Genomic DNA, 24,688 nt, shown 5'->3' with positions numbered 1-24,688 from the left:
TTGGCTGGCTGAAGGAGAACCGTCGCATCGTGACGCGCTTCGACAAGCTCGCAACAAGTTTTGCGGCGATGGTCTCATTGGCCTGCGCTATGCGGTGCTTGCGACAATACTTTACGTACAGAGCCTAGCAATGTTGCCGGGGAAATCTTCGACTGGCTGCTGACTGTAAGAGTAATGAAGGCTGGATCAATATCCATCTGGTTGATATTGGACGACACGCCCCCACTAAGGTGCGTGCCTTAGATAAAGGCTCTAACCTTTTGCCATCCCAGAAAGTGCTTCTGCCTGCTTCGTGAAGTCCACGGCCATTTGGATCATTGCATTCTTAACGTGCAGGGGAGCGGTCTGCATATAGCTATCTGACACTGCACCAATAGTCTGAGACGATGCTAGCGGGTGTATCATCACCGCGCATCACTAAGTGATTTGGCAATCCAATAGCATCGATGGCTGATCAAGGTTGCTAGGGCCCCGTTGAAGGCCATGACCAGTTGCCTAAAAAAGCAACTTTCCAATCAATCCAGTCACCTGCTTGCCGAATGCAACGCAGGAGAGATCACTATGTCATTGCGCGCGCTTCGTACCTTAATCGCTATCGCTCAGCACGGTTCGTTTGCGCGAGCCGCAGACACCGTTCATCTCACACAATCGGCAGTGAGCCTTCACATAAAGTCACTTGAAGAGGAGTTCAACGCTTCGTTGTTTGACCGCTCGCGTCGATTGCCCGTATTAACAGATGCAGGTCATTTGGCCGTGGAGCGGGCGCGCGAGATCGTTGCACTTTACGACAGCATTGCTTCGGACATTGGTGGTGAAAACGAGCTGCGCGGTCGACTGAAAATTGGAGCCATCCAGACTGCGCTGGCCAGTGCCTTGCCTTTGGCCCTGGCCGGCCTGGCCGCCGAGCACCCTCATCTAAGGATAAACGTAGCCTCGGGCATGTCTGCCGAATTGGCCACGCGCGTAGAGGCTGGAGAGCTGGATGTCGCAATCACCACAGAACCTGTGAAACCGCACCCTTATGGTCTGGTTAGTACAACACTCTACGAGGAAGGCTTTTGGATCATTGCTCCCGGTTCATGCGCAGGCTTAGATTTTCGACAGCTACTTCAACAACTACCGTTTATCCGCTTTGACCGCAGGGCTTGGGCCGGGCGCACCATAGATCGGGAGCTTCGCCGGCTGCGGCTGCATGTGCAAACCAGTATGGAGTTGGACAGCCAGGATGCGATTATTCAGATGGTTGCCAGCGGTTTGGGGGTGTCAGTGGTTCCGCTATCCAGCCAGAACCTTGAACAACTCAAGCACCTAGAAGTCCAGCCATTCGGATCACCGCAAAGAACGCGTCGTGTTGTGCTTCTGGAGCAAGAAGAAAGGCCACTTGCACGGCTAGCAACCGCCCTGGCGGAGGCTGTCAAAAAGCACGCCCCCACGTAACGACCGATGAGTAAAACTTGTTGAACAACCAATTTTAAATCGTTTTTACTTTAGGTATCGACTCCTTATCGTGGTGCCCATCCAAACGCATTCTGAAGGGCACCATGCACAACAACGAAACTCCAACTAGTGCTTTCCAATCGCCCATTCTGCTTATGGCCAAACTTGCTGCCACCATGCGCGCTGAGGGGCGGGATGTAATTGACTTAACGCTCGGCGAACCTGATTTCAATGCCCCTGAGCATGTCCTCGACGCTGCGCATCTAGCGTTAGGCAGCCGTCTGACGTATTCCCCATCGAACGGTATCGAGCCCCTCCGCAGTGCTATCCGTATGCGAGTAAGGGAAGACCGGGGATTAGATTTCGGCGATGATCAAATCGCGGTTGGATGTGGCGCAAAACAGATCATCTTTAACGCCTTCCAAGCGACCCTTAAGCCCGGTGATGACGTTATCGTCCCGGCGCCTTACTGGGCCAGCTATCCCGCCATGATTAAGATGTGCGGTGCCCAACCGATCATTCTGCCGACCACCGCTTCGGAAGGATTCAGATTGACAGCGGAGCACTTGGCAGCAGGTCTGCGCCTGGCAAAATCGCCCAAGTGGGTGATTCTCAATGCACCAGGTAATCCCTCCGGCTCTTTGTACTCAGAAACCGATTTGCAAGCGTTGGCTGAAGTTCTGCGCCAGTATCCGGATGTGATGGTGCTGTCCGACGATATTTACGCGGAAATCCGATTCACTCAAGGCCCTTGTCTGACATTGGCGTCGGTAGCGCCAGACCTGGCAGAACGTATCCTCATCGTCGACGGCGTATCCAAAGCCTACGCCATGACAGGTTGGCGCGTAGGCTGGGGTTGCGGATCGAGGTCGCTGATTTCGGCAATCACTACCGTGCAATCTCAAAACTGTACGCAGACCAGCACCTTGAGCCAGCTCGCTGCGGTCGCTGCGCTTGAAGGGCCACGAGGTTTTCTTGCTGAGCGCAACGCGATCTATCGTCAGCGCCGAGACGCCGCACTTCAAGTCCTCCAAGCGAGCGATAAACTGGAGGTATCATGCCCCGAGGGTGCGTTCTATCTGCTTCCTCAGTTCAAAACGAGCATTGACGATCAATCTCTCGCGTTAGATCTGCTCGAAGTCGGCGTTGCAACGGTTCCCGGAAGTGCTTTTGGACTACCGGGACATCTACGCCTTTCCTTCGCCACCGACGAAGCTACCCTGGTTGAAGGATGCAAGCGGTTGGTTCGTGCGTTAGAGGCATACTCGTGACCGCCGAACTTTTGATTGCGCTTGCGCCCATAGCAGTGCTGATTGTGATGGGCGCCTGGCTCAAGCGCAGCCGGTTTCTGGAAGACAGTTTCTGGGCACAGGCCGAGCGCCTAGGCTACTACGTTCTTCTGCCCGCGCTGTTTTTGCATGGTCTGGCAACCGCCAAGTTGGACAACGTGCCAGTCCAAGGGATGATCATGGCGCTTGTACTCTCGACGGTCATGGTCGCTGTGCTGATGGTCGGCGCCCGTCGGATCATTAAGGGTAACGACGCGGCGTTCACTTCCGTCTTCCAAGGAGGGGTGCGCTTTAATAATTATGTGGGCGTCTCAGTGGTGGCCGGTTTGTTCGGTGCTCAGGGCATCGCTCTGGCTGCCGTAGCCAATGCTGCAATAGTGCCGACCGTAAACATCCTTTGCGTATTGGTGTTCGCACGCTATGGCACAGGTGGCAGGATGTCTTTGGGCAAGGTTGCCAAGCAGTTGGCACTTAACCCTCTAGTACTCGCCTGTTTCGGAGGGATATTGCTTCAGGCATTAGGATTGGGCCTGCCTGCTGGCATTGAGCCGGTGATCAAGGCTTTAGGACAAGCATCCTTACCACTTGGCTTACTGTGTGTAGGGGCAGCACTTGAGCTGGGCTCTGTGCACAGCTGGGTTCGACCCGTCGCGTATTCATCGGTGGTCAAGTTCATGATCATGCCGCTGACCACGCTGTGCGCATGTCATGTGTTTGGATTGGACGGCAAAGCAGCAATCGCGGCATTGCTTTTCCAGGCACTGCCTACAGCTTCGTCGTCCTACATCATGGCGCGACAGCTAGGCGGGGATGCACCACTGATGGCAGGGATAATTGCCAGTCAAACGTTGCTTGCAGCGGTGGCACTTCCCATTGCAGTGGTCGTTTTGATTCCTTGGATCTGATATTCATGGTCTTCACCCTGGAAGGCTGGAGTTGATGCGAAGACTCACCTACACATTTAACAGATCCGGTAAATTTGTAACGCTTGAATCGGAGTAGTCGTGGTGAAGATATAGCCATTCGCTAGTGGCATCGGCACCCTGACATTGAACGGAATAATGCCTACTCAACACAGACCGATACCATCCTCTCGAATGCCAGAAAGCAAAGGGGGGTTCACTGGACGCTAACTAATAATGCCCCGCTCTCCAATGCTCTGATGCCTGGGCAAACGACTGGATAACAACTATGAGCATGAAAACGAATTTGTAGATAAGTAACAGCTATTTTTGCGCTTTTTTATGATGTGAAAGCGATTAATGTCGACCTATCGACTTAAGACGATAGTGAATAAAAATCATGTCCAATGTTCTCATCATCGAAAGCAGCATCCGTCAAGAAGAGTCAGTTTCTCGCCAACTGACCCTGAAATTTATTAGTCAGTGGCGAGTCGCCCATCCTACAGATCAAATAATCATTCGTGACGTGGCTCTCAACCCCATACCCCACATGGATGCAAACTTGCTAGGTAGTTGGATGAAGCCTGCTGGACAGCGCAGTGAAAGTGAACAGGCTTGTTTGGAGCGCTCCAACGAATTGGTTAACGAGCTAGTAAAGGCTGACGTATTGTTCATCGCATCACCCATGTACAACTTCACTCTTCCCAGCACTCTTAAAGCTTGTTTAGACCATGAGATCCGAGCTGGCGTGGCTTTCAAATACACACCCGCGCGCGCCCAAGGTTTGTTAACCGGTAAACGCGCAATCATCCTAACCGTCCAAGGCGGAATTCATGCTGATGACAGCTCGGATTACCAAGAACCTTATCTACGTCAGGTGCTTTTGTTTCTTGGCATACACGGCCTAACCTTTATCCACGCCGAGGGAATTAATGTCAGCAGCATTTTCCGTGAAAAAGCTATTAGGCATGCCACTGCATTACTGGCACGGGTATTTGAGCCGCTACCTCCAGAATCTATCACCGACTGATCTTAGTGTTGAATCTTGCAACTAGCGTCTCCTCTCAAAACACTCGTTGTAAATGAAGGCTCACGGCGCGCCCCAGCAATGGAACGCGCTGTAGGCCTTGGGAGGCTTTAGCTTTTCGTTATGCCAGCAAGCGCTTCTGCCTGTTTGGTGAAGTCCATAGCCATCTGGATCGTTGCGTTCTTCACGTATGGGGGAGCCGTCTTCATGGAGCCTGCGTTGAACGGAGGTTCAGGATCATATTCGCTCATCAGTTGGGTGCACTCGGCATAGGTCTGGTCGCGTAGCTCAGCGACCATACTTAGGCCAAAATCCAGCCCTGCTGTTACACCCGCCCCCGTGATCCGGTTACGGTCGCGCACAACGCGAGCTTCAGTCGGAATTGCACCGAACCCGGCCAAAGCATCCCGGCACGCCCAGTGCGAGGTAGCCTTGTAGCCCTTTAACAATCCCGCAGCACCAAGTATCAGCGAGCCAGAGCAGACACTGGTGACGTATTTGGCACGTGACCCTCGATCAGCCATGAAGGCCAGGGTATCGGCATCAGAGGCTGCTGCTAGGGTGCCGTCCGTACCACCGGGGGTGAAAAGTACAGTCAGGTCGCGAGGACAGGTATCAAAGGTGTCGGTCGGGACAATCGTTAACCCTGCATCGCTCGTGACTGGATCCAGCGATTTGGCGACGATATAAATCTTGGCCCCCATGAGTGAACCAAACATGCAGTGCGGCCCGACGAGATCCATCACCGTCATGCCTGGGTAGATCAACATTGCGATTTGTTCTTCGCCCATCCAAGGCACTTTATCCATGTCGGGGCCCATGTCAGGCATCTTATGCTCATGCATGGATTTGTCAGCAGCCGAAGCCTTGAGGTGAATACTGGCAGCCAATGGAGCCAGGAGCGCACCAATCACCAAGTTACGTCGTTGGTTATCGATCATGATGGTTTCCTTAGAAGCTGGCTGTCAGCGTTAAGTAAGCTGAGCGTGGTTGTGTGGGTAATACCACTGGAGACCCCAGATATTGATAGGTCTCGAAGACTTTACGGCCTGTCAGATTGACCGCAGATACAGAGATCGTGTAACAGTCGAAATCATACGAAGTCTACGCATCGAGCAATGCGTAGCCCGGCACGGAGACCGTATTAGGCAATGTCAGCTCGCGAGCGCTGAGCGCGGTAATTCCGGCACCAAATCCCAGTCCCTTTACCGCGCCATCCAGTATCCGATAGCGGGCCGCGAGGCGGCCGCTATGCCGAGGTACGCGCGCTAGGACATCACCCATCGGAATCGTATTGTCTTCTGTCACTTGTGCCTGTGTGTAGGCGTAGTTGCCCAGCAATGAAAGAGCCGGGGTTGGTTCCCAGACCAGATCTGCTTCTATTCCGCGAGCGCGTTGTTCACCGCTCTGGACTGAATACCCCAGAATCGCTTTAGCAGGGTCGGGATCTGGGGTGGATACGTTGCGGCGCGTCTGCTCGAACACCGCGAGAGTGCCGGACAGGCCGAGATCTAGGTATGCCAGCTTGACGCCCGCCTCGTAGTTACGAGAAAGCTCAGGCTTGGGTGTTTCCTGGCCGTTATAGTTGAACTCGCCCCTGAAACCGGTGGAATACGCTGCATACAGTGCAAGACTCTCGGTCAGGTCATAAGTGATGCCCAGTCGTGGTGTCACACGATGATAAGAGGTATCAACGCCCTGCTCTTGCTGCTTGAGGTTGAGCTGGGTAAGCCGCAACGACCCCAACAGATGGAACCGGCCATAAGTCGCCTGATCCTGAAGATAAACAGCTTTCGTTTCGTAGCGGTTGGTCTGAGACACAATGGTTTGCGGCGTCGCTCCGTAGGAAATCCCATAACTGGGATTGGCCAGATCAAGCTCGCCAATCAACTCGGCATTAGAGACACCCGAGGTGAAGTCGGTACGGTCGTAGCTCGCGCCCACCATCAGTTCGTGGCTGCCGCCAAGCGATTCGATTCTGGAGCTCAAGTTGGTATCCAGCGTGCTTTCCCGAATGCTTGTTGGCAGGTAAAGCTTGAATATTGGATAAACCGTGGGTGTTGCAGGATCCGCCCCAAGCAGCTCCGGAAATATGAAGCCGCCGTTGTCGCGTATCTTGCCTTCGTAATACTGGGCGGAAACGCTCAACCTCGTATCGTCGTTAACCTCGTGCCTGAGTTCGGCAGTGGTCGTGCGATTCTCGATGGTGGTGTGAGGCTGCCCGCTGCTGGCACCCGGGAAAGCGTTGCGGTCAATCTGCCCACTCAATGCCTGAGCGGCGGGCAGGCCGGAAAATTCGAGCTGGCTGCGATCCTCATACTGGCCACGCAGCAAGAGCTCGGTCTCAGGCGATAGCTGGAACGCAACGCTGGGCTGTATCGACCATTGATGACCGTTTACGTGATCAATCCAGCTGTCGTTTTCCTGGTAGTCGGCGGAAATCCGCGCGGCCACCTTGTCGCCAATGGGTGTATTGATATCCATCGAAGGATTCACCGTGCCGAAGCTACCGGCGCGCATCGACAGGAACGCGCTAGGCTCGGCCTCTGGCCGCTTCGAAATCACGTTGATCAGGCCACCCAGTGGCGCGCCGATACCGCCGCCGTACAGCGCTGACGTAGGGCCTTTAAGCACTTCGATGCGCTCAGTACCGATCAGGCTCGTCGGGTCAATGCTTGCCGCAGTCCCTCCGAAGGCTGGCAGCCCATTCATGTAAATTTCTGCCGGAAAACCGCGCACGATTGGTTGAGCGAACAGCGCTTCCTGAGGCTTGGTTGCTCTTACCCCGGAAACGTTAACCAGCGCATCGGAAAGAAAGCGACTGCCCTGTTCCTTAAGCATCGATTGGGTGACAACTTGCACCGACTGCGGGACTTCGACCAGGGGCGTATCGGTGCGCGTGGCTGACTCAGAAGTGGGTGCAGTATAGCCGTGACCTGCTCCAGAAACGGTTGTAGGTGCCAATGTCCAGGACTGTAAGCTTTTTGCACCCTCCTCAGGCTGCGCGGCTTGGACAATAACGGGTAATGCCAACCCCAGAAACATACAAAAGGCTCGGCGCCAGCGCAGATGCGATGGGGCAGTGTGAAAAAATGGCTCGTTCTTGGTCAAGTACATGGGATCTACCGTTGAAAGACAGGTGCTGGCAAAGCGCACTTGAACAATAAGCATCAGCGGGTGCGTGGCCCCGGCAACGCAGATCCAGCCATGTGCGCCTAGCAGAAAATGAAGAGAACATTCAACGGTCGAGTAGGCGGAGCTCGGCTTCGTGCGCCAGGGAACACCGGTGGTACAGCTTGCCGAGGGATAAAGCGGGCAGATAGACACTTTGACAGTGGAACATGGCGCCGAATGCTCGGCAGGCTTGACTCAGTGAGCGCAGGGTGCTGGAACAGAAGAGAACAATATCCGCACTTTTCCCACACGATCAGATCATGGTGCTTGTCCACAGAGCCATGGTGAGACATCTGGCTCATGCCAGGCATGTCGTGGCACTCCATGACAGCCATGCTCATTGCTTGGCTTTTGTCTTGGGCAAGACTGATCCCCTGACTGATCAGCGGGCCGGCAAAGATCATCAGCATGGCGAACAGACTGAGCCAGGCTGCGATAATTTGACGTCTACGCACTAGCAGGTGCTCTACTTATCACGCACAGGCTTGGATAACTGTGTTTGACCTTCATATCCGGGAATAGGCAACCACCGTCGGAATCCGCTGCCGCCCTTCCCTGTCAAGGGACACCAAGCAAAGTCCCACGGCGCAGGAGGAAACTCTTCATGCTCAGGATCGTTACCTGGAACGCTGCGAGGCTCTACTTTCCAGTCAAACACCCTCATGGGTGAGCCTTGCCAAACGAGTACCATCCCACGCGCTTGGCTATCGTCGGTGTTTACCCATCGGGCTGCCGCTGCAGCCATGAATGAGTCGATGTAATCCTCAGTAATTTGAGATCGATAGTTTGACGTGAGTAACCAGCGGCAGACGCTCAGGTAGTACGTCCAATTCAGCGGTGGGTGATTGCGATATGCCCAGATCATGAAACTACGGAAGATGTTCAAACCGTCTGGAGGATCAAGCTTGAGTAGCCCGGGGCACACATCAAATAGCGTGTGCCAGTAAGGCAACAACCGGGTATCAAGATGAACAAAACAGCGTGCATTGCCGGGGTAATCAGGAAACGGCAACAGGAAATCGCCACGACTGCTTAGGCGCGAAGTTTTAGTGGCTAGCCGTGAAACCCCTGAAGGAATAACTACAGAGCGCATGCCAGCCACCCCACAATCGTTCGTTGCGGATTATCTGATGTAGCAGATGTAAAACTTAAGCTTTCGAATAAGCTGAACTTGCAACCTGAATGATCAATAACGCGAGACATAGGACTACCTCCTCATGACGATTGAACGACGTCCACCTGCGGTCGCGTCAGCGACAATCAGGCGTAAAAATAACGTCGTAATAAAGCAGTGACGGCCGAGTTTGACCGGTCACATGCAAGCGTCAGTTTTGAGGGGGAGCGCGGGGATTAGCCGATGGCCAAGAGTATCGAGGAGGCGCCCTGGAACCCAATTCACGGCTTGGGCGCAGCTTTTGCCCTACCCGCAATAACCAGGTCAGACAAAATAAGAAAGCGATGCTCAACGTCACCGCAGAACAGATCGGACAGGTAAAGCTTCCAACCCAACCGCTAACTGACTGGTCGGTGTAGTCCGTGCTTTGTACCGGACTCTTGTTGCCCGACGCAGAACAGAACTGACCGCCGACGCCATTAAGCTCGAACCCGGTCATCTGCCCATGCCCCAAACCGCAGGCGTACACGTTGAGCAGGACGCAAAAACACAGCATCCAGGCAACGAGTGAGCGGTCTGCAAGGGACAGTTTCATGTGAGCGGCATTACTACTAATTAAGGGCATGAAGAAGTCGGTCAAACCCACAGCCCAGAAATAACTGGACGATGGAGGTACAACTCAATTACACGACTTTCAGAGAGTTCACCCAAGTGAAATTCTAACCGAAGACGTTGCCAGAATTACGCTGTGAGGCAGGTCTTCGCGCTGGTAGCCCGATAGCTTCCGGTACCTTCCCAGTAGAAATGGCCCAAGAGAGCTAGGCGTTCACACTTGGTGGAACAGTGTGGTAAAGGCATACCTACTCCCCTATTACTTCAACAGCCGGTGAAACCACAAATCGCTAATAGATTAAGGCTTTTATGTGTTGTTCGCACGAGCCAGGAAGCCTTTTTCAAGCAGGGTTCCACGAAGCCTCATGCGACAGACTGTCACATGTCTTTTGACGAGCATGTTATAGCGAGCCAAGGCCTATGACTGCGTCGGAGTGTCGCAGCTTATGCGGGCGACTGGCATCGGCAGATTTTTCGCATTTCCTGTGGCCGATCAAAACAAATACTCAATAGGCATTGCTCGGATAAGGCCTAAAACTTTAGTGATCAAATAGTCCCGGACACGACGTTAATTATTTCCCCGGCCTGCAAGCGGGCGTTGGCCAGCAATTGAGTTGATGAGGTAGCATCCACATTTGTAACCGAGCATCAATTATTGACTAATGTCCAGTTGGGCCTGCTGAACCGAAATGTAATGCACCCTGGGAAGACACCTGATCGCGGCCCCAACTTCCTGCAAGGCTGGAAGGGCAAGCTGGTCTGTGATGATTTTGGCGGTTACAAGGCCAGCTTCGAACTCGGCGTGACGGAGATCGGTTGCATGGCCCATGCGCGGCGTAAGTTCTTCGAATTGCATGCCACCAACAAGAGCATGCTCGCCGAGCAAGCCCTGCGCTATATCCAGTTGCTGTACGAAATCGAAAGTGAAGTCCGTGACCTGGATCCGGATTTACTGCGCCGAATACGGCAAGAAAAAGCAGTACCGGTGATGGATAGGCTGCATGCCTGGATGATCGCGCAGCGCGATCTCGTGCCCGAAGGTTCGGCTATCAGCAGAGCATTGGATTACAGTCTGAAACGCTGGGCAGCGCTGTCGCGCTACCTCGATGACGGAACTGTTCCCATTGACAATAATTGGGCAGAGAACCAGATCCGGCCTTGGGCTCTTGGACGCAAGAACTGGCTCTTCGCAGGGTCGCTACGCAGCGGTAAACGGGCGGCGGCGATCATGGGTTTGATCCAATCTGCGCGGCTCAACGGGCATGATCCGTATGCTTATTTGAAGGACGTTCTCACGCGTCTGCCGACGCAGCGTGCGAGTGAAATTGATCAGCTCCTGCCGTATAGGTGGACGTCGGGCTTACCCAGAACGCTCAAGAATGACGGATAAGGATCTTAAACTTCAAATAACCGACGCACCTGCACGGAATCGGCGCTTCCGCTTTGTTCAAGAGGAAGGAAGTATTGTAGTTGCCATTGTTGTGTCCTAACGGCCTCTTTGGCGACTGGTTTGACCCAAGGTGGATAAACGCGGATGGCGCGCTTACCGCCTTTACCGTTAATCGCCATGATGCCCTTTGATGCCAGTATTTTCTGGTCGAAAACAAACTGTCCGCGATGAGTTGCATCGAACACACTCACTACAACAAAGGCTACGCCATCATCGACATCGAGAGGTGCAATGATGCTGCCTGACGTCGGGCGCTTCCATATTGTGACGAACTGTCCAATCTTCGTCGGCGTTGTTTTAGCCACACGGAAGGCAATGGTGTGTCCGTCGAGGCCAAAGCGGGAGGCACCATACTCGACACTCTCAGCCTCGCGTAGAGCCAGATCCGTCAATTGCATTCCCGCCGGCTTGTACACATCCTGGATAGCAGCTATCAGATCGTTCGGAATATGGCCGAGGGCCGGGTCTGCCGCGCCTGCATATTTTGTGTGTAGTTCAGTTAAATCGAATTTCAACGGGAACAACTCCTAAACGACTCATTGACCATACGACCCATTCCAGAACATATGCTACGCCCTTCGACATGCAGAAGCGGGCTGCGTGCGGTTACGTCTTGTAATTGCGCAAGGTGGGATAGCCAGCCGCTTACGCTTTACCCACGCATAAAGGCTGTGAGTCGATACGCCAAAACGTGCTGCCACATAAGCGACAGGCAGCTTTTTTTTCGATCATTTGATTGATCGCTTGGATTTTGAATTCTTCGGCATAACGTGGATTGCTCATGGCACCTCCTGAATGGCCTAATTTTAAGGTATGAAGATGTCTACGAAACTAGGGGCTATTCAAATATCGTGCTCTACTTTGTGCTGTAAAGCCACAGACGCTGACGCTGACGCTGACGCTGACGCTGACGCTGACGACTAGCGTATTGCGACCCCTGATCGAAATGAAGCAGCAGCAGTTCTGAAGCTTCTCTCTTTGATTGTAGGCCATATCAAAAGCATTGATCATCAAGTCTACATCAGGCTTTCCTGACAACACCCTGCCCACTATTCAGCACGCATCTAGATCCATGACCATCTCTATGCTATGCCATTTCCCTTACGGGCTGATGTGAGGGATTTCACCTCTCCACATCCCTAACGCCCTGCCCTTCAGTCCGCTCGATCCATACTCTACTCAAAAACGCTCGCAAAGCGGTCACAAACATTGCAAACCTACCTACTGGATGGTAGTCTTGCTTCGTAATGGCCACCGCATCCTTAGAAAGGCCGTGGCAAAAAATGCTTCTCGGTCAAGTCTCGATCTTTTGCTGAACCAATAGCTGATCTGTGGAAAAATCATGAGCAAACAACAGATAATATTTAAAAATTCTGAATCAGTAAGCTTATCCGGCCTTCTTCAAACGCCAGAAGCACCTAGCGCTTACGCTCTATTCGCCCACTGCTTCACTTGCGGTAAAGACATCAAAGCGGCTGCGAGAATTGCAAAAGCCCTGGTTGACAACAATATTGCTGTTCTCAGATTTGATTTTACAGGCCTTGGCAATAGTGAAGGTGATTTCTCCAACAGCAATTTCTCATCCAATGTTGCTGACTTGGTAGCAGCAGCAGACTATTTGCGAGAAACACATGAAGCTCCAGCTATCCTAATAGGCCATAGTTTAGGAGGGGCTGCAGTCATAGCAGCGGCCAAATATATCCCAGAAGTAAAAGGAGTTGTGACCATAGGTGCTCCTGCTGAGGCGTCCCATGTAATAAAACAGTTCAAAAGCGAGGTAGCTAACATAAGAGATCATGGAGAATTTAAAGTCATGTTAGCAGGTAGAGAGTTCAACATAAAAAAACAGTTCCTTGATGATATTGAGACACATCAACAGGACAAAAATATTGCAAGCCTACGTAGGGCGCTGCTAGTTTTCCACTCCCCAGTAGATACCGTTGTTTCAATAGAACAAGCTCAAAAAATTTACCAGACCGCGAAGCATCCTAAAAGTTTTATTTCACTAGACTCTGCCGACCACTTGTTAACCAATAGCAAGGACGCTGACTATGTTGCCTCATGCATTACCGCATGGAGTTCAAGATATTTGTACACTTCGGAAAAATCACATTCAATATAAATTAATCTAGGGATATTTACATGCGATACTGCTCAATATTAGCTCTTAAGAGAGCGAGGGAACAAGGGCGAAATAGTTCACTTTGTTGCGATAGTGAGTCTGCCAAAAGAGGCGATCAAAGGAAACCAACAAAAAACTCATGGGGCATTGTTTTTTTGTTGATTATATTAGTCACATTTCTATGTGCAGCTGTGATAGGAGCAATTTGACCTAGAGTCCCGCCTGGCAGCTCACTCAATCGCAAAAATTAGCTGCTTTACATTTTGAATAAAGTACATCGCCAGTTGGTTGAGTTTTAGCACAATAAAATTATCATCTATCATTGATGCATTTAAAAAATATAACGATAGCTCTTCGATCATGAAACATCTAAATCTGACCCAATTAAGTGGAAGACTACTTCATGAGTGCCAGCTTTACTCAAAAAATCATGAGCAAGCGATCACGACGCATAATTTTACTAACAACCATCGCAATGGTCGCTTTCGCAGCGAACTCCGTACTTTGTCGGCTGGCACTGCGAGACAGTGCTATCGACCCCATCAGTTTTAGTGTTATACGTTTAGTCAGTGGTGCGTTTGTTTTATGGATAATTCTTAAGCTTAGGCGGTCTACTCCAAATTGCACAGGAACTTGGAGAGGAGGCTTATCACTCTACGTCTATGCATTCGCTTTTTCCTATTCATACCTGAATCTGGACACTGGCATCGGCGCACTTATTTTGTTCGGAGCAGTACAACTCACGATGCTTGGGTTCGGTTTCTTCAAAGGAGAGCGAATGGGGCCTTTAACATTACTGGGCTTAGTTTTCGCTATTTCTGGATTAGTTGTGATTCTTGTTCCAGGTACGAATGCCCCCCCTCTGATAAGCGCAGCAATAATGATCACTTCAGGAGTAGCCTGGGGGATATATTCAATTCTTGGCAAAGCTTCGACTGACCCGTTGGCGACGACAAGTGGCAACTTCATGAGGTCTGTACCGCTCATCATGCTTACGGCCCTACCCTTCATTAAGTCTTTTCATGCGGACGTTATTGGCATAGCGGCAGCATTTGCGTCAGGCACCATTGCATCTGGCATTGGATACGCAATTTGGTACGCGGCAATGCGACAGCTTTCATCGTTCCACGCAGCGACCGTCCAGCTCAGTGTCCCTGTTATTGCATCACTTGCCGGAGTTTTATTACTGGGAGAAATCTATACTGCACGTCTTGGTCTTAGCTCTCTCGCGGTGCTTGGAGGAATTACTCTAATCCTATTATCTAAACAATCATCCATACATAAGTTAAACACTGAAGACTAGCCTTATACGTCTAGCTGGATTTCTGAGCCAATTGTATAGGCCACTAACTATCGACAAGATAGCCTAACTCAAAAACCAAGCCTTAGCTCCTTAATAATCAACAACCCAACTTGACCAGCATTACCATCAATCATACAAGAGTAGATGAGCTATCCACTTCAGGATATAAGTTAATCTCAACAATACACAAGAGCAGGTGAACACCGAAACCCTTGATATCAGGCATCGGTGTCATTAACCATGTAAGAATTAACAGATAACATTTATAATATCTGCTCCAACATAACCCCTATTAAATCTGTAACTATTAATATATTCAACGCCGCACCTCAAATCGAAGTGGTTCGCTGCAATAACCCTATCTCAACTGCGGAAGGTACGCTTTTTGGTAGCAAGAAGCATTACCAATGCCCCTAACAGGGTTAGTGCTGACAAAAAATACCAAGCGGCATCTGTTGAGTGAGTCGTATCTTTGATCCAGCCAACGAAATATGGACTAGCAAAACCCGCAACTTGACCTATCGAATTGATTACTGCAACGCCTCCTACTGCGGAAGCCGTACTAAGGAACGAACTCGACAGTGGCCAAAACATTGGGAGTGCTGTAAAAGCGCCCATAGTTGCAATAGTAAGTCCTAACAGAGCAGTTGTAGATGAGCCCCCTGCACTGGCAGTAACTGCTAGACCTACAGCACTCATAATCATCGGAACTGCCAAGTGCCAACGCCGCTCACCACTGGCATCGGCAGATCTTCCCATGAAAAGCATGAACAAGGCAGCTGCAGCATATGGGATGGCAGTGATTGAACCAACCATAAACATCCCACCCCAATTCCCAGATTTAATTACTGTTGGAAGCCAAAAGCTAATAGCGTAAACGCCACCTTGAAATGAGAAGTAAATAAGACCCAGAATCCAAACCCACTTGTTTTTCAGGACTTGCTTCATGCCCTCCGCCTTGCAGGAAGGCTTTTTGGCTTCGTCAGCGGCCAAGTCAGATATAATTACATTTTTTTCTTCTTGAGTTAACCAACGCGCATCCTGTACTCGATCATCCAAAATAAAATATACACCTGCACCTAACAGAATAGTAGGCACCCCTTCAATAACGAATAACCATTGCCATGCAGCCATACCACCAACGGGGCTGGACGAAAATGCTTCAAGGATCCACCCAGAAAGCGGCCCGCCCAGAACGCCAGAGAGTGGAATAGCAGACATAAACAAAGCCATCACACGTCCACGTATTGAAGCAGGAAACCACTGCGTAAAGTACAAAATCAGACCAGGAAAAAAACCTGCTTCAGCGGCACCTGTGAGAAACCTGAGTACGTAAAATGTTTCCGCTGTTTTTACGAACATTAATGAGGTTGAGAGAATCCCCCACAGCACCATGATAATCGCTACCCAGCGCCTAGCGCCGATCCGTTGCAGCATCAGATTACTTGGCAAGCCAAACACCAAGTATCCAATGAAAAATATACCCGCCCCTAATCCGTACGCGGCCTCGCTCATACCTATATCTTGAAGCATGTGCAGCTTAGCAAAACCAACATTCACGCGATCGAGATAATTAAATAAATAACAAACAAACATGTACGGTATTATTCTTCTAATCACCTTTCCATAAAGAGCTTTTGAGCTTGAGCTCTCATTAGAAAAAGCTGCTATGTTCGTTTCCATTTTATACTCCCAGGGTGTAACAAAGCACTGACCTGAAACAAGACCAGTGCTAAGTTCACAATGCTTTATTATTTTATTGTTGCTACCAAGTACTGATGAACAACTTCATCGTTCAGTTCTTGACCAAGCCCAGGCAACTCAGGAACTGTAAAAAAGCCATTCTTTGGTTGATAGTCATACTTGCAAAGATCGATAATATCTTTTTTCAAAGCAATTGTGTGGTGTTCATGAATAATGAAATTGGGTATTGCAGTCTCAATATGCAGTGCTGCTGCGGTAGAAACCGGCCCACCGCACACATGCACTTGAACAGTAGCATGATATATATTTGCATAATCGCAAATTTTCTTAGCTTCAGTAATCCCTCCCACCAAGCAAGCATCTGGTTGAATTACAGCTACCGCCTGTTTCTCTAAAAGCTCACGATAACCCCAGCGCGTATAATTCCGCTCCCCTGTGGACACGGGCATACTCACGCTATTTGTAACCCTTGCAAATGCGTCAGTATTCATCGGGTTTGTTGGTTCCTCATAGTAGTAAATACCTATGTCTTCAACAGCGCGGGCTAACTGAATAGCGGAGTTTGCCCCGAGCAGAGAGTGAATCTCCAAGATAATATCAACATCTTTACCCACGGCATCCCGCATAGCTTTCAGGCGATCGTATGCTCGATTGATATCTTCGTTACGTAGAAGTCCATAGTAACTTTGCTTAGGGTTGCTCAGCGCATTTTCTTCTTTGGTGGTACCATAAAACTGAATTGGATCGACTTTAATACAATCATAGCCTTCTGCAACCGCCTTTAAGGCTGCATCCGCGTAGTCTTTAGGATCGAAAAGGGCTGTTTGTTCATCTCCCCAACCAAATTGAAGCTGACTGGCATAGGTTCTAAGCTTTTCATTGGTTTTCCCCCCGATCAGCTCGTAAATAGGGGCATTATATTTTTTACCCTTGATGTCCCACAATGCGATATCAATCGCACTCATGCCGGCATAAAATACTGGCCCTCCTCCCATCCCCCAGAAAGTGCCACGGTAAAAGTCTTCCCAGATGGACTCAATCCGCATGGGGTCTTTACCAATGAGGCGCGGAGCAAGATCCTTGATTATGCCAACAGCTGCATTTGAACCTGATCCATATGCAAGTCCAGCCTCTCCTATTCCAGAGACACCTTCATCAGTGTTAATACGGATCAGAATTGGATTAAAATAACTAAGCGCAGGATCTTTCTCACGGACATTGCAATCAAATACTTCGACACTTGTAATTCTCATACCAACCAGCCTCAATTATTATTTTGTCTATCATGAAAAACGTGGACTTTTCATTCACACAACCTAATAAAAGCAGCTTCCCAAATAGCTTTCAACCCCTGCAAAAATCTCAAAAAATTAAACTCGTGAAATTTCACTGCACTACAATTATTTATTTTAAATATTAGTATTCACATGCGCCAACCTAGAGCATCTCCACCTGCCACAGTGAAATATCAGCCGCGCAAAAAAAAACTGTGAAATTTCACAAAAATCTCTAGACCGTTGTGAACAGCGCTCTTACGGCGCTCATCGTGCAGTCATGCTGCTGGCAGCAGTTATGCGTAACGCCTCCTCCAAAACGCGAAAACACTTTAATTATCTAAAAGCATATATAGATCCTTAGCGAGGGAACCGCTCACACTTATCAATAATAAACACCCACAACCAATACATCAGATAGAAATCCTTCTTGGCAAACTTGGCTTCACAAAAAAACATAGCGACCAACTTCGAAGCGCTCAACTACAGAAACTCTCACTCACTCCAAACTTCACAATAGTCAATACGCAAACAAGCAACAACACAGATAAAAAACCATAACCACCTGAGGACGTACGGAGCATGTCCGTCCTCGCAAATGAACAAAAACACTTACTCCTCCCTGGAAAATATATCTTCCAAGCGTTTCAAATGCAAAGATAAGATCTTACATGCTTGATCAATCTCGCCAACAACAACCTTCTCATAAATAGCTTGATGATCACCAAAAGATAGCAGCATATCGCCAACTGTATACTTATCAAGAATACTCAAATACCACAACACCATTACTTTTATGGTAATCGCGCTAGATGCCATAACGAGAAATTCATTCTCTGAATACTTATAGAAAACATCATGGAACTCAGCATCATACTTTAAATACCCTGTTAGATCTCCCTGCCTTACAGACTCCTCCATTTTTGAAATCACCCTAGAAAGCTCCAAACTAAATCGGGTAGAGCTATTTACATGAGCTTGCCGCAGCGCCTCGCTTTCAATGGCGTAACGCGCAAGCGTCATTTTACATATGTCTTCCTTGGTAAAAGTAAATATATACGTTCCTTTCCGTGGCTTTATAATGACCACACCAAGCCTGTTCAAAGCCTGCAGCGCTTGATGTACAGGAGCAGTGCTTATTGATAGTTTCTCTGCAAGTTCAGCCTCAGTGACTCTGGAGCCCAGCTTGAGGTGCCCTGCTATGATCATGTTCACGATCTTAAATTCAGCAATCTCTGCAAGCGACTCGAGTTTTTTTGCCATGCTCTAATACCCTTAAAAATCACAAACCAGATTATCAAAAAAACAATATAAAATACCACTTCACTAAATGCTTTCCAACTAATCTCAAAGAGGTAGCGTTGTACTCCGCTTAACTTCTCGCAACGAAAACCCTGTGTACATCTCTTTGATATTGCCCAACCTACGAATCTTAAACATGGCCAACTTATGAAACTCATCCATGTCCTCTACAACAACCTGCAACAAGTAATCATATTTCCCAGATATGTTATGACACGCCAACACATTAGGCAGCGCATCAACACCTCGCTCAAAATTATCCATCGCCTCTTCTGAGTGGCTATCAAGCGTAATACTAATAAACGCAAAGACATTTAAGCCAAGAGCCTTTCTGTTAAGGGTTGCATAATAACCATCAATAACTTCTTCCTCGAGTCGCTTAAGACGCTTCCAGCTTGCTGGTGGCGAGAGAGATACGCGCGCGGCAATTTCCGCGTTAGTCAATCGGCCATTCATCTGAATAATGCTGAGAATCGTCCGATCTACTTTGTCTAACTCAATCATGATTTTCCCTCATAGGCGAATTTAGGCATCCTCGCACAACTTTTGAAAAACTTCCATAGCATCATTTTCAGCTAATAAAATTAACCAGAATGGCTATAAATGACAAACAATCGAAAGATAGTTTCCTTCACATAAAAATATACTTAAGGTCTCGCCAATAGACTCATCGATGGGAAAATCTATGAAAAATAAAAAGGTAATACACTCTCCCTCAACTGTACTTACGCACACGGGAAGTCACCCCGAAGAACATTATGGCTTCGTAAATCCTCCAATATACCGTGGTTCAACTGTAATATTCCCCAATGTCGACTCTATGCAGCACGGTAGTCAAAGGTATCAATACGGCCGCTGGAACAACCCATCCACCGAGGCTCTCTGCGAAGCGATCACAGCACTTGAAGGAGCAACTGGAACTGTTCTCTGTCCATCAGGACTGTCAGCCTGCGTCACGGCGATACTTTCCGTCGTTGGCTCAGGCGAGCACATTTTGGTACCTGATACCGTTTATGCCCCAACACGTCACTTTTTGGAAACGGCTGGAAAACGGTTCGGGATCGAAACCACTTACTATGACCCACAGATTGGGCATGACATAAAAACCCTCTTTCAATCCAATACGAAGGCAGTGTTTACTGAGTCTCCTGGATCCCACACCTTTGAAATACAGGATATACCTGCGATTGCCGAAGCGGCCCATGACTGCGGTGCCCTAGTGCTGCTGGATAACACTTGGGCTACACCTATGTACTTCAAAGCGATCAAACACGGTGTTGACCTGTCGATCATGGCAGCCACGAAGTATATTGTGGGGCACTCAGATGCATTGATTGGCACCATCGCGGCTTCACCGCTCGCCTGGCCTCAATTAAAGGCCTACCATTTTGAATGCGGCATCTACGTTAGCCCAGATGATACAAACTTGGCTCTCCGAGGACTTCGCACGCTCGACGTTCGTTTGGAGAGACATCAACGGAATGCAACCAAAATTGCACAATGGCTCGAAGATCAAAAGCAGGTTGCACGCGTTATTTATCCTGGGCTTCCATCCCATACAAATCATGCCCTATGGCTAAGGGATTTCACTGGCGCTACTGGCCTACTGTCATTTGTAACCAAACCCGCACCTTTCGAGGCTGTCAAGGCACTACTCGACAATCTCAACTTATTCGGCCTGGGTTACTCTTGGGGTGGGTTTGAAAGTTTGGCTATCACTGTAGACCCTCGCAATATCAGAAGTGCAACACAATGGAGTGATGAGGGCCACTTGGTACGGCTGCACATCGGCTTGGAAAATCCAGATGATCTAATTGCTGACCTAGCACTGGGTTTTGAACGATTTGATCAAATGAAAAACCATATTATGCTCTAGGCATGTTTTAAAATTAATCTTTATAGCCAAATAAAAAAGCCCGATACTTGGTATCGGGCTTAACTTTATTTAGCAAAAAACATAACATTACTAACAGCACCGAGGTTGACAGTTGCCACCCCCGTAGCGAGCCTCTTGTCGCTCTCTGAAAAATCCCTCATATGACATCATCGTCTTATCAGGGTGCTTAGTCTGCATATGCTCAACGTACGTATCGTAATCGGGCATACCAACCATCAGGCGCGCTGCTTGACCTAGATACTTACCGAAACGACTCAGGTCATTGAACACGTTGAAGTCCTCTATTACGCATTGGGAATTGCTACATATAGTGCTGAAATCGCGCAAAAACTACTTCTTGACGATGGTAACTCGAACGAGCCACCCCCACGGGAAAACCAAGTTCTATATAAAATAGCTCAAGGGTTGAACAATAAGGAAATGGCTCGCGAATTGGATATTAGTGTCAGAACCGTTAAGACTCATCGTCCGGCGCAAGCTTAATATCGACAAGCCCACTGCTTTGATAAATTATGGAATAGACCATGGAATAATTCCAAGATGAGGTTATCCCTAAAATCCAACTAAGCTACTGAAAAGCCTAACCTGTTAGGCAAATAAGCTCACTGAGGTGTCTTTGATGCACCTAAACCGGCTTGTGCGTACTGCCACAACACTGGATAGAATTCCTGAAAATCTTCACTCAGCGGCTCATATAGCGCTGACAGCTCCTCGTAGACGCCAAACATGCCTTCTGGTTGGGATAAGCGCTGTGAGATGACTTTGAGTCCATGACCAATCATTGGAAAATCTTTATATGCACCAAGCCAATCTTCTCTGATTATGGACGGAACGATCTGAGCCAGACGTTCCGGTAAGGCAGGCTCGTTTTTTAAAATGACATAGACCTTTTTTGCGAAAGCCTCCAGAGGCTCATCAGCAAAGTGCTCCCAGTCGCGAGCCAAGCAATGATCAAAAAACATGTCTAGTGCAATTCCTGCATAACGACGCCTTGCCACTCGAAATCGTCCTAACGCCCTTTTGACCAATGGATGGGAGTCAGTGAACACATCAATTTGGCGATGCAACCTGATTGCCTCTTCAGTCTGTAAAGGAAAATGGCCTGCAAGCGTTCCCTTTACAAAATCCCCATAGAGACTCCCCAGGAGCTGCTGCGGCTCCTGACCGCCCAAATGCAAGTGCGCTAGGTAATTCATCAATAACCTCGTCTAACTGCATGATTTTAATAACGCTTAACACTCAAAGCCCGTCCTGCTGTCGAGCGTAAAAAACTACCATCTACTAGGATTGTAATAAATACAATCTAAAACCGTATTCGTAGAGGCTCTAGGCATCGATCTGAGCATTGAACCATCAGTGACAACATCTCTAGGGTGCCAAATTCTATCACGCCCCTTGCAAGCCTACCAACTGGATGGTAGATTTGATCCAGTTCCACATTTCCTCGCGCCACTAACCGGGCTGAACGCCCAAGTGAGAATCAAATGCAAGACTGGAAGCAGACCCGTAAAGACATCAACACTCGTTTGGTAGAACTCAACGGCTTGTCCCCGGAGACCATGAAGGGCATGGCTGCACTCGGCGCTGCCGGTAGCAAAACAAACCATCTGGATGCGAAGACTCGCGAGCTAATTTCCTTAGCAGTAGCCGTTACGACTCGATGCGATGGTTGCATTGCTTTCCACGCAGCGGAAGCCAAGAAGCTCGGTATTACAAGCGAGGAAGTTGCTGAGGCACTGAGTGTTGCCATCAACATGAACGCCGGTGCAGCACTGGTGTATAGCACCCACGTACTCGACGCGTTCGACAAGTCATAAATCAAACGCGACCTTGCTCCCTCACACGACGTCGAGAGTAATCATGAATAAGCTGTTCACACCTTACGATCTGGCCGGAACATCTCTGAAGAACCGCGTTGTCATGGCCCCAATGACTCGCACAAGGACGCTGAACAACATTCCAAATGAATCCAACGCGCTGTACTACGCGCAGCGTGCTTCTGCTGGACTGCTGATCACTGAAGGGCTGCCAATTTCCGACGAGGCTCGTGGCTATCTATATACCCCTGGGATTTATGCTAAAGAGCACTTGCCAGGCTGGCGTACAGTCACAGATGCAGTGCATGCCAAAGGGGGGAAGATTTTTGCGCAACTCTGGCACGTTGGCCGCATGTCCCATGTTTCGGTGCACGGCATAATACCAGTCTCCTCGGGTACTATCCCTGCGGTAGATACCACGGTATATGCTTGGATAGAGCCTGAAAAATCTGGCCCGGTTCAACCCTCCGCACCACGCGCATTGACAACTGACGAAGTGAAACGCGTTGTTGCGGATTTCGTGAAATCGGCTCGCATGGCTATTGACGCTGGTTTTGACGGTATCGAAATCATGGCTGCCAATGGCTTCCTGTTCGATCAATTCCTGAGCAGCGCCCTGAATACTCGTACCGACCAGTACGGCGGCTCTATCGCCAATCGCCAGCGTTTCCTGCTTGAAACCATTGACGCAATTGCTGCTGAAATCGGCGGTTCCAAGATAGGTGTACGGTTCTCGCCATTTGGCCGCCTGTATGACTTCGGCGTATACGAGGGCGAAGCAGAAACTTGGATGAGCATGGCTGATGCACTTAATGATCGCGAGCTTGCATTCGTTCACCTGAATTACCAGCCAACCATCCTAGTCGCGCAAACCCCTCCAGGGTTTGGTGCCGCATTCCGCGAAGCTTACAAAGGCACTTTGATGGCAGCCGGCGGCTTCACCAAAGATATTGCTGAGTCTGAACTAGCCAAAGGCGAACTCGACCTGATCGCCTTCGGTACTGCTTACATTGCCAACCCAGATCTGGTGGAGCGTATGCAGAACGGCTGGCCACTATCGGAAGGCGATCGCACAACCTACTACGGTGTCAGTGGTTCGATTGACAAGGGTTATACCGACTATCCGAATTACGGTAACGCGACTCAACCTGCTCCAGCTAAAGCGTAATTGCTTAAAGGCCTAGCCCACATTCATTTCTGCGTGGGCTGTCCTGTCGTAATCCGGAACCTGCCTGTCATGTCTGTTGTATCGACGGGAAAAATCCGTACCCCGAAGGTCGCGAAGATGTGGGCGTCTTCGACACTGACCCTAAGCCCTTGCATAAATGGAGCACACCATGCCGTTAGTCATCATTAAAGGTATCGAAGGCGTTTTCACGGAAGAACAGAAAGCCGAGGCGATTCACAAAGTTACGGAAGCCATGGTTTCAGTCGAAGGTGAAAACATGCGAGCTCTCACTTGGGTTCTTTTCGAAGAAGTAAAAAGCGGTAGTTGGGGAATTGCAGGAGAGCCAATAACCGCAGAAAAGGTGCTCAAGATACAAGCTGGCGAGTAAAGCGCTGCTCTGACAATCAAGCCTTTTCTGGATTTGGTGTATCTCGTTCCTTGGGACTTGGCATCTTCTCCAGGAAGGGCTTTTTCGTTCACAAAAATTAATTGGCCTCAAAGTACTGAATTTAAACCATCCTTTATGAGGGTGGGTTCTATCGCTCATCGACTAACGGACCTCCTGGAGGTCATCTTGATTCTTATCATTTATGCTCATCCCTACCCCGAAAAATCACTTGTTAATCAAGCAATGCTCGAGCGCGTATCAAGCAATCCGGACGTTGTCGTACGCTCCTTGTACGACCTTTATCCGGACTTCAATATCGACGTTGAGGCTGAACAGAGAGCAGTCGATCAAGCTCAACTGCTCGTATTGCAACATCCGATGTATTGGTACAGCTCCCCGCCGCTTTTGAAATTATGGATAGATAAAGTATTCACCCACGGATGGGCATACGGCAAAGGCTCTGTCGGCCTAAAAGATAAGAGTCTGATGTGGGCCGTCACGACGGGTGGCGAGCACGATCATTTCCAAATTGGCGACCATCCAGGTTTTTCGGTGTTGGCTCAACCCCTCCACGCAACAGCAATCTATTGCAACATGCGCTGGCTGAATCCTGTGGTGGTACACGGTGCGTATGCAGATGAACCTGACTTCATACACTCACAAATCGAGCATTATTACTCGCGGTTGGCCTCCTGGAAGGAATATTAA

General features: G+C 49.4%; 23 protein-coding genes and 4 pseudogenes. 14 read left to right on the top strand and 13 right to left on the bottom strand.

The features are described from left to right. The 5 genes and pseudogenes from HBN79_RS09415 to HBN79_RS09395 all read left to right on the top strand — a co-directional run. A pseudogene (locus tag HBN79_RS09415) lies at positions 1-128 on the top strand (IS5/IS1182 family transposase); the annotation flags it as partial. A gap of 433 nt (positions 129-561) precedes the next feature. Next, positions 562-1,437 carry a LysR family transcriptional regulator gene (locus HBN79_RS09410; RefSeq protein WP_169916641.1) on the top strand — a complete coding sequence of 292 codons (876 nt, stop codon included), beginning with the start codon at positions 562-564 and terminating at the stop codon, positions 1,435-1,437. Positions 1,438-1,541: 104 nt separating this feature from the next. Further along, complete coding sequence (locus HBN79_RS09405) at positions 1,542-2,708, top strand: pyridoxal phosphate-dependent aminotransferase (RefSeq protein ID WP_169916625.1); 1,167 nt, start codon at positions 1,542-1,544, stop codon at positions 2,706-2,708. Continuing rightward, a complete protein-coding gene (locus HBN79_RS09400) occupies positions 2,705-3,631 on the top strand; it encodes an AEC family transporter (protein ID WP_169916624.1) in 927 nt (308 codons plus the stop codon). The genes HBN79_RS09405 and HBN79_RS09400 overlap by 4 nt, the downstream gene beginning before the upstream one ends. 397 nt (positions 3,632-4,028) lie before the next feature. Next, positions 4,029-4,658: an FMN-dependent NADH-azoreductase gene (locus HBN79_RS09395; protein ID WP_169916623.1), complete on the top strand. Its 630-nt coding sequence runs from the start codon at positions 4,029-4,031 to the stop codon at positions 4,656-4,658. Between the two features lie 107 nt (positions 4,659-4,765). On the opposite strand, the gene HBN79_RS09390 is transcribed toward HBN79_RS09395, so the two are convergent. The 5 genes from HBN79_RS09390 to HBN79_RS09370 all read right to left on the bottom strand — a co-directional run bounded on the left by HBN79_RS09390 (position 4,766) and on the right by HBN79_RS09370 (position 9,538). After that, on the bottom strand, positions 4,766-5,596 hold the full coding sequence (locus tag HBN79_RS09390; RefSeq protein WP_169916622.1) for a DJ-1/PfpI family protein: 831 nt from the start codon (positions 5,594-5,596) through the stop codon (positions 4,766-4,768). 163 nt (positions 5,597-5,759) lie between these two features. Beyond that, a complete protein-coding gene (locus HBN79_RS09385) occupies positions 5,760-7,826 on the bottom strand; it encodes a TonB-dependent siderophore receptor (protein ID WP_262372323.1) in 2,067 nt (688 codons plus the stop codon). Between the two features lie 44 nt (positions 7,827-7,870). Continuing rightward, complete coding sequence (locus HBN79_RS09380) at positions 7,871-8,284, bottom strand: DUF2946 domain-containing protein (RefSeq protein ID WP_169916621.1); 414 nt, start codon at positions 8,282-8,284, stop codon at positions 7,871-7,873. A gap of 11 nt (positions 8,285-8,295) precedes the next feature. Continuing rightward, positions 8,296-8,922 (bottom strand): putative natural product biosynthesis protein, encoded by a 627-nt coding sequence (locus HBN79_RS09375; RefSeq protein WP_169916620.1) that lies wholly within the window; start codon positions 8,920-8,922, stop codon positions 8,296-8,298. Positions 8,923-9,154: 232 nt separating this feature from the next. Then, a complete protein-coding gene (locus tag HBN79_RS09370; protein WP_169916640.1) occupies positions 9,155-9,538 on the bottom strand; it encodes a DUF2946 domain-containing protein in 384 nt (127 codons plus the stop codon). A 744-nt stretch (positions 9,539-10,282) separates the two neighbouring features. Between HBN79_RS09370 and HBN79_RS09365 the strand changes: the two are divergent. Then, positions 10,283-10,945: pseudogene (locus tag HBN79_RS09365) on the top strand (IS66 family transposase); the annotation flags it as partial. A 5-nt stretch (positions 10,946-10,950) separates the two neighbouring features. Here HBN79_RS09365 and HBN79_RS09360 read toward each other — a convergent pair. Together HBN79_RS09360 and HBN79_RS09355 are read right to left on the bottom strand one after the other, a co-directional pair. Further along, on the bottom strand, positions 10,951-11,520 hold the full coding sequence (locus HBN79_RS09360; RefSeq protein WP_169916619.1) for a MepB family protein: 570 nt from the start codon (positions 11,518-11,520) through the stop codon (positions 10,951-10,953). 132 nt (positions 11,521-11,652) lie between these two features. Beyond that, a pseudogene (locus tag HBN79_RS09355) lies at positions 11,653-11,788 on the bottom strand (transposase); the annotation flags it as partial. Positions 11,789-12,347: 559 nt separating this feature from the next. On the opposite strand from HBN79_RS09355, the gene HBN79_RS09350 reads away from it, so the two are divergent. Next, entirely contained in the window at positions 12,348-13,127 is a 780-nt protein-coding gene (locus HBN79_RS09350) for an alpha/beta fold hydrolase (RefSeq protein WP_169916618.1), read from the top strand. Between the two features lie 403 nt (positions 13,128-13,530). Then, positions 13,531-14,430: a DMT family transporter gene (locus HBN79_RS09345; protein ID WP_262372322.1), complete on the top strand. Its 900-nt coding sequence runs from the start codon at positions 13,531-13,533 to the stop codon at positions 14,428-14,430. Between the two features lie 363 nt (positions 14,431-14,793). Here the strand turns inward: HBN79_RS09345 and HBN79_RS09340 are convergent, their stop codons facing one another. The 4 genes from HBN79_RS09340 to HBN79_RS09325 all read right to left on the bottom strand — a co-directional run bounded on the left by HBN79_RS09340 (position 14,794) and on the right by HBN79_RS09325 (position 19,214). Continuing rightward, a complete protein-coding gene (locus tag HBN79_RS09340; RefSeq protein WP_169916617.1) occupies positions 14,794-16,113 on the bottom strand; it encodes an MFS transporter in 1,320 nt (439 codons plus the stop codon). Between the two features lie 68 nt (positions 16,114-16,181). Then, a complete protein-coding gene (locus HBN79_RS09335) occupies positions 16,182-17,387 on the bottom strand; it encodes a mandelate racemase/muconate lactonizing enzyme family protein (protein ID WP_169916616.1) in 1,206 nt (401 codons plus the stop codon). A 633-nt stretch (positions 17,388-18,020) separates the two neighbouring features. Beyond that, positions 18,021-18,671, bottom strand: coding sequence for a GntR family transcriptional regulator (locus HBN79_RS09330; RefSeq protein WP_169916615.1), 651 nt, complete (start codon positions 18,669-18,671; stop codon positions 18,021-18,023). Positions 18,672-18,755: 84 nt separating this feature from the next. After that, positions 18,756-19,214: an Lrp/AsnC family transcriptional regulator gene (locus HBN79_RS09325; protein WP_169916614.1), complete on the bottom strand. Its 459-nt coding sequence runs from the start codon at positions 19,212-19,214 to the stop codon at positions 18,756-18,758. A gap of 181 nt (positions 19,215-19,395) precedes the next feature. On the opposite strand from HBN79_RS09325, the gene metC reads away from it, so the two are divergent. After that, positions 19,396-20,586: a cystathionine beta-lyase gene (metC, locus tag HBN79_RS09320; RefSeq protein ID WP_169916613.1), complete on the top strand. Its 1,191-nt coding sequence runs from the start codon at positions 19,396-19,398 to the stop codon at positions 20,584-20,586. A gap of 90 nt (positions 20,587-20,676) precedes the next feature. Here the strand turns inward: metC and HBN79_RS09315 are convergent, their stop codons facing one another. Continuing rightward, the gene (locus tag HBN79_RS09315) at positions 20,677-20,877 is read right to left on the bottom strand and encodes a YbdD/YjiX family protein (RefSeq protein WP_169916612.1); all 201 of its coding nucleotides are present in this window, start codon (positions 20,875-20,877) and stop codon (positions 20,677-20,679) included. Positions 20,878-20,913: 36 nt separating this feature from the next. Here HBN79_RS09315 and HBN79_RS09310 point away from each other — a divergent pair. Then, a pseudogene (locus HBN79_RS09310) lies at positions 20,914-21,151 on the top strand (LuxR C-terminal-related transcriptional regulator); the annotation flags it as partial. A 58-nt stretch (positions 21,152-21,209) separates the two neighbouring features. Here the strand turns inward: HBN79_RS09310 and HBN79_RS09305 are convergent. Then, complete coding sequence (locus HBN79_RS09305; protein WP_169916611.1) at positions 21,210-21,803, bottom strand: ACP phosphodiesterase; 594 nt, start codon at positions 21,801-21,803, stop codon at positions 21,210-21,212. Positions 21,804-22,091: 288 nt separating this feature from the next. Here HBN79_RS09305 and HBN79_RS09300 point away from each other — a divergent pair, with 288 nt between their 5' ends. From HBN79_RS09300 to kefF, 4 genes are all read left to right on the top strand, one after another. After that, positions 22,092-22,424, top strand: coding sequence for a carboxymuconolactone decarboxylase family protein (locus tag HBN79_RS09300; RefSeq protein ID WP_169916610.1), 333 nt, complete (start codon positions 22,092-22,094; stop codon positions 22,422-22,424). A gap of 43 nt (positions 22,425-22,467) precedes the next feature. Further along, positions 22,468-23,592 carry an alkene reductase gene (locus HBN79_RS09295; protein WP_169916609.1) on the top strand — a complete coding sequence of 375 codons (1,125 nt, stop codon included), beginning with the start codon at positions 22,468-22,470 and terminating at the stop codon, positions 23,590-23,592. 169 nt (positions 23,593-23,761) lie between these two features. Continuing rightward, on the top strand, positions 23,762-23,980 hold the full coding sequence (locus tag HBN79_RS09290) for a 4-oxalocrotonate tautomerase family protein (RefSeq protein ID WP_169916608.1): 219 nt from the start codon (positions 23,762-23,764) through the stop codon (positions 23,978-23,980). Between the two features lie 186 nt (positions 23,981-24,166). Beyond that, positions 24,167-24,688: a glutathione-regulated potassium-efflux system oxidoreductase KefF gene (kefF, locus tag HBN79_RS09285; RefSeq protein ID WP_169916607.1), complete on the top strand. Its 522-nt coding sequence runs from the start codon at positions 24,167-24,169 to the stop codon at positions 24,686-24,688.

The organism is Pseudomonas sp. WS 5051, from assembly GCF_012985715.1.
Taxonomy (GTDB): Bacteria; Pseudomonadota; Gammaproteobacteria; order Pseudomonadales; family Pseudomonadaceae; genus Aquipseudomonas; species Aquipseudomonas bubulae.
The sequence above is the reverse complement of the archived record's forward strand: the minus strand, read 5'-3'. Positions and strand labels throughout refer to the sequence as shown.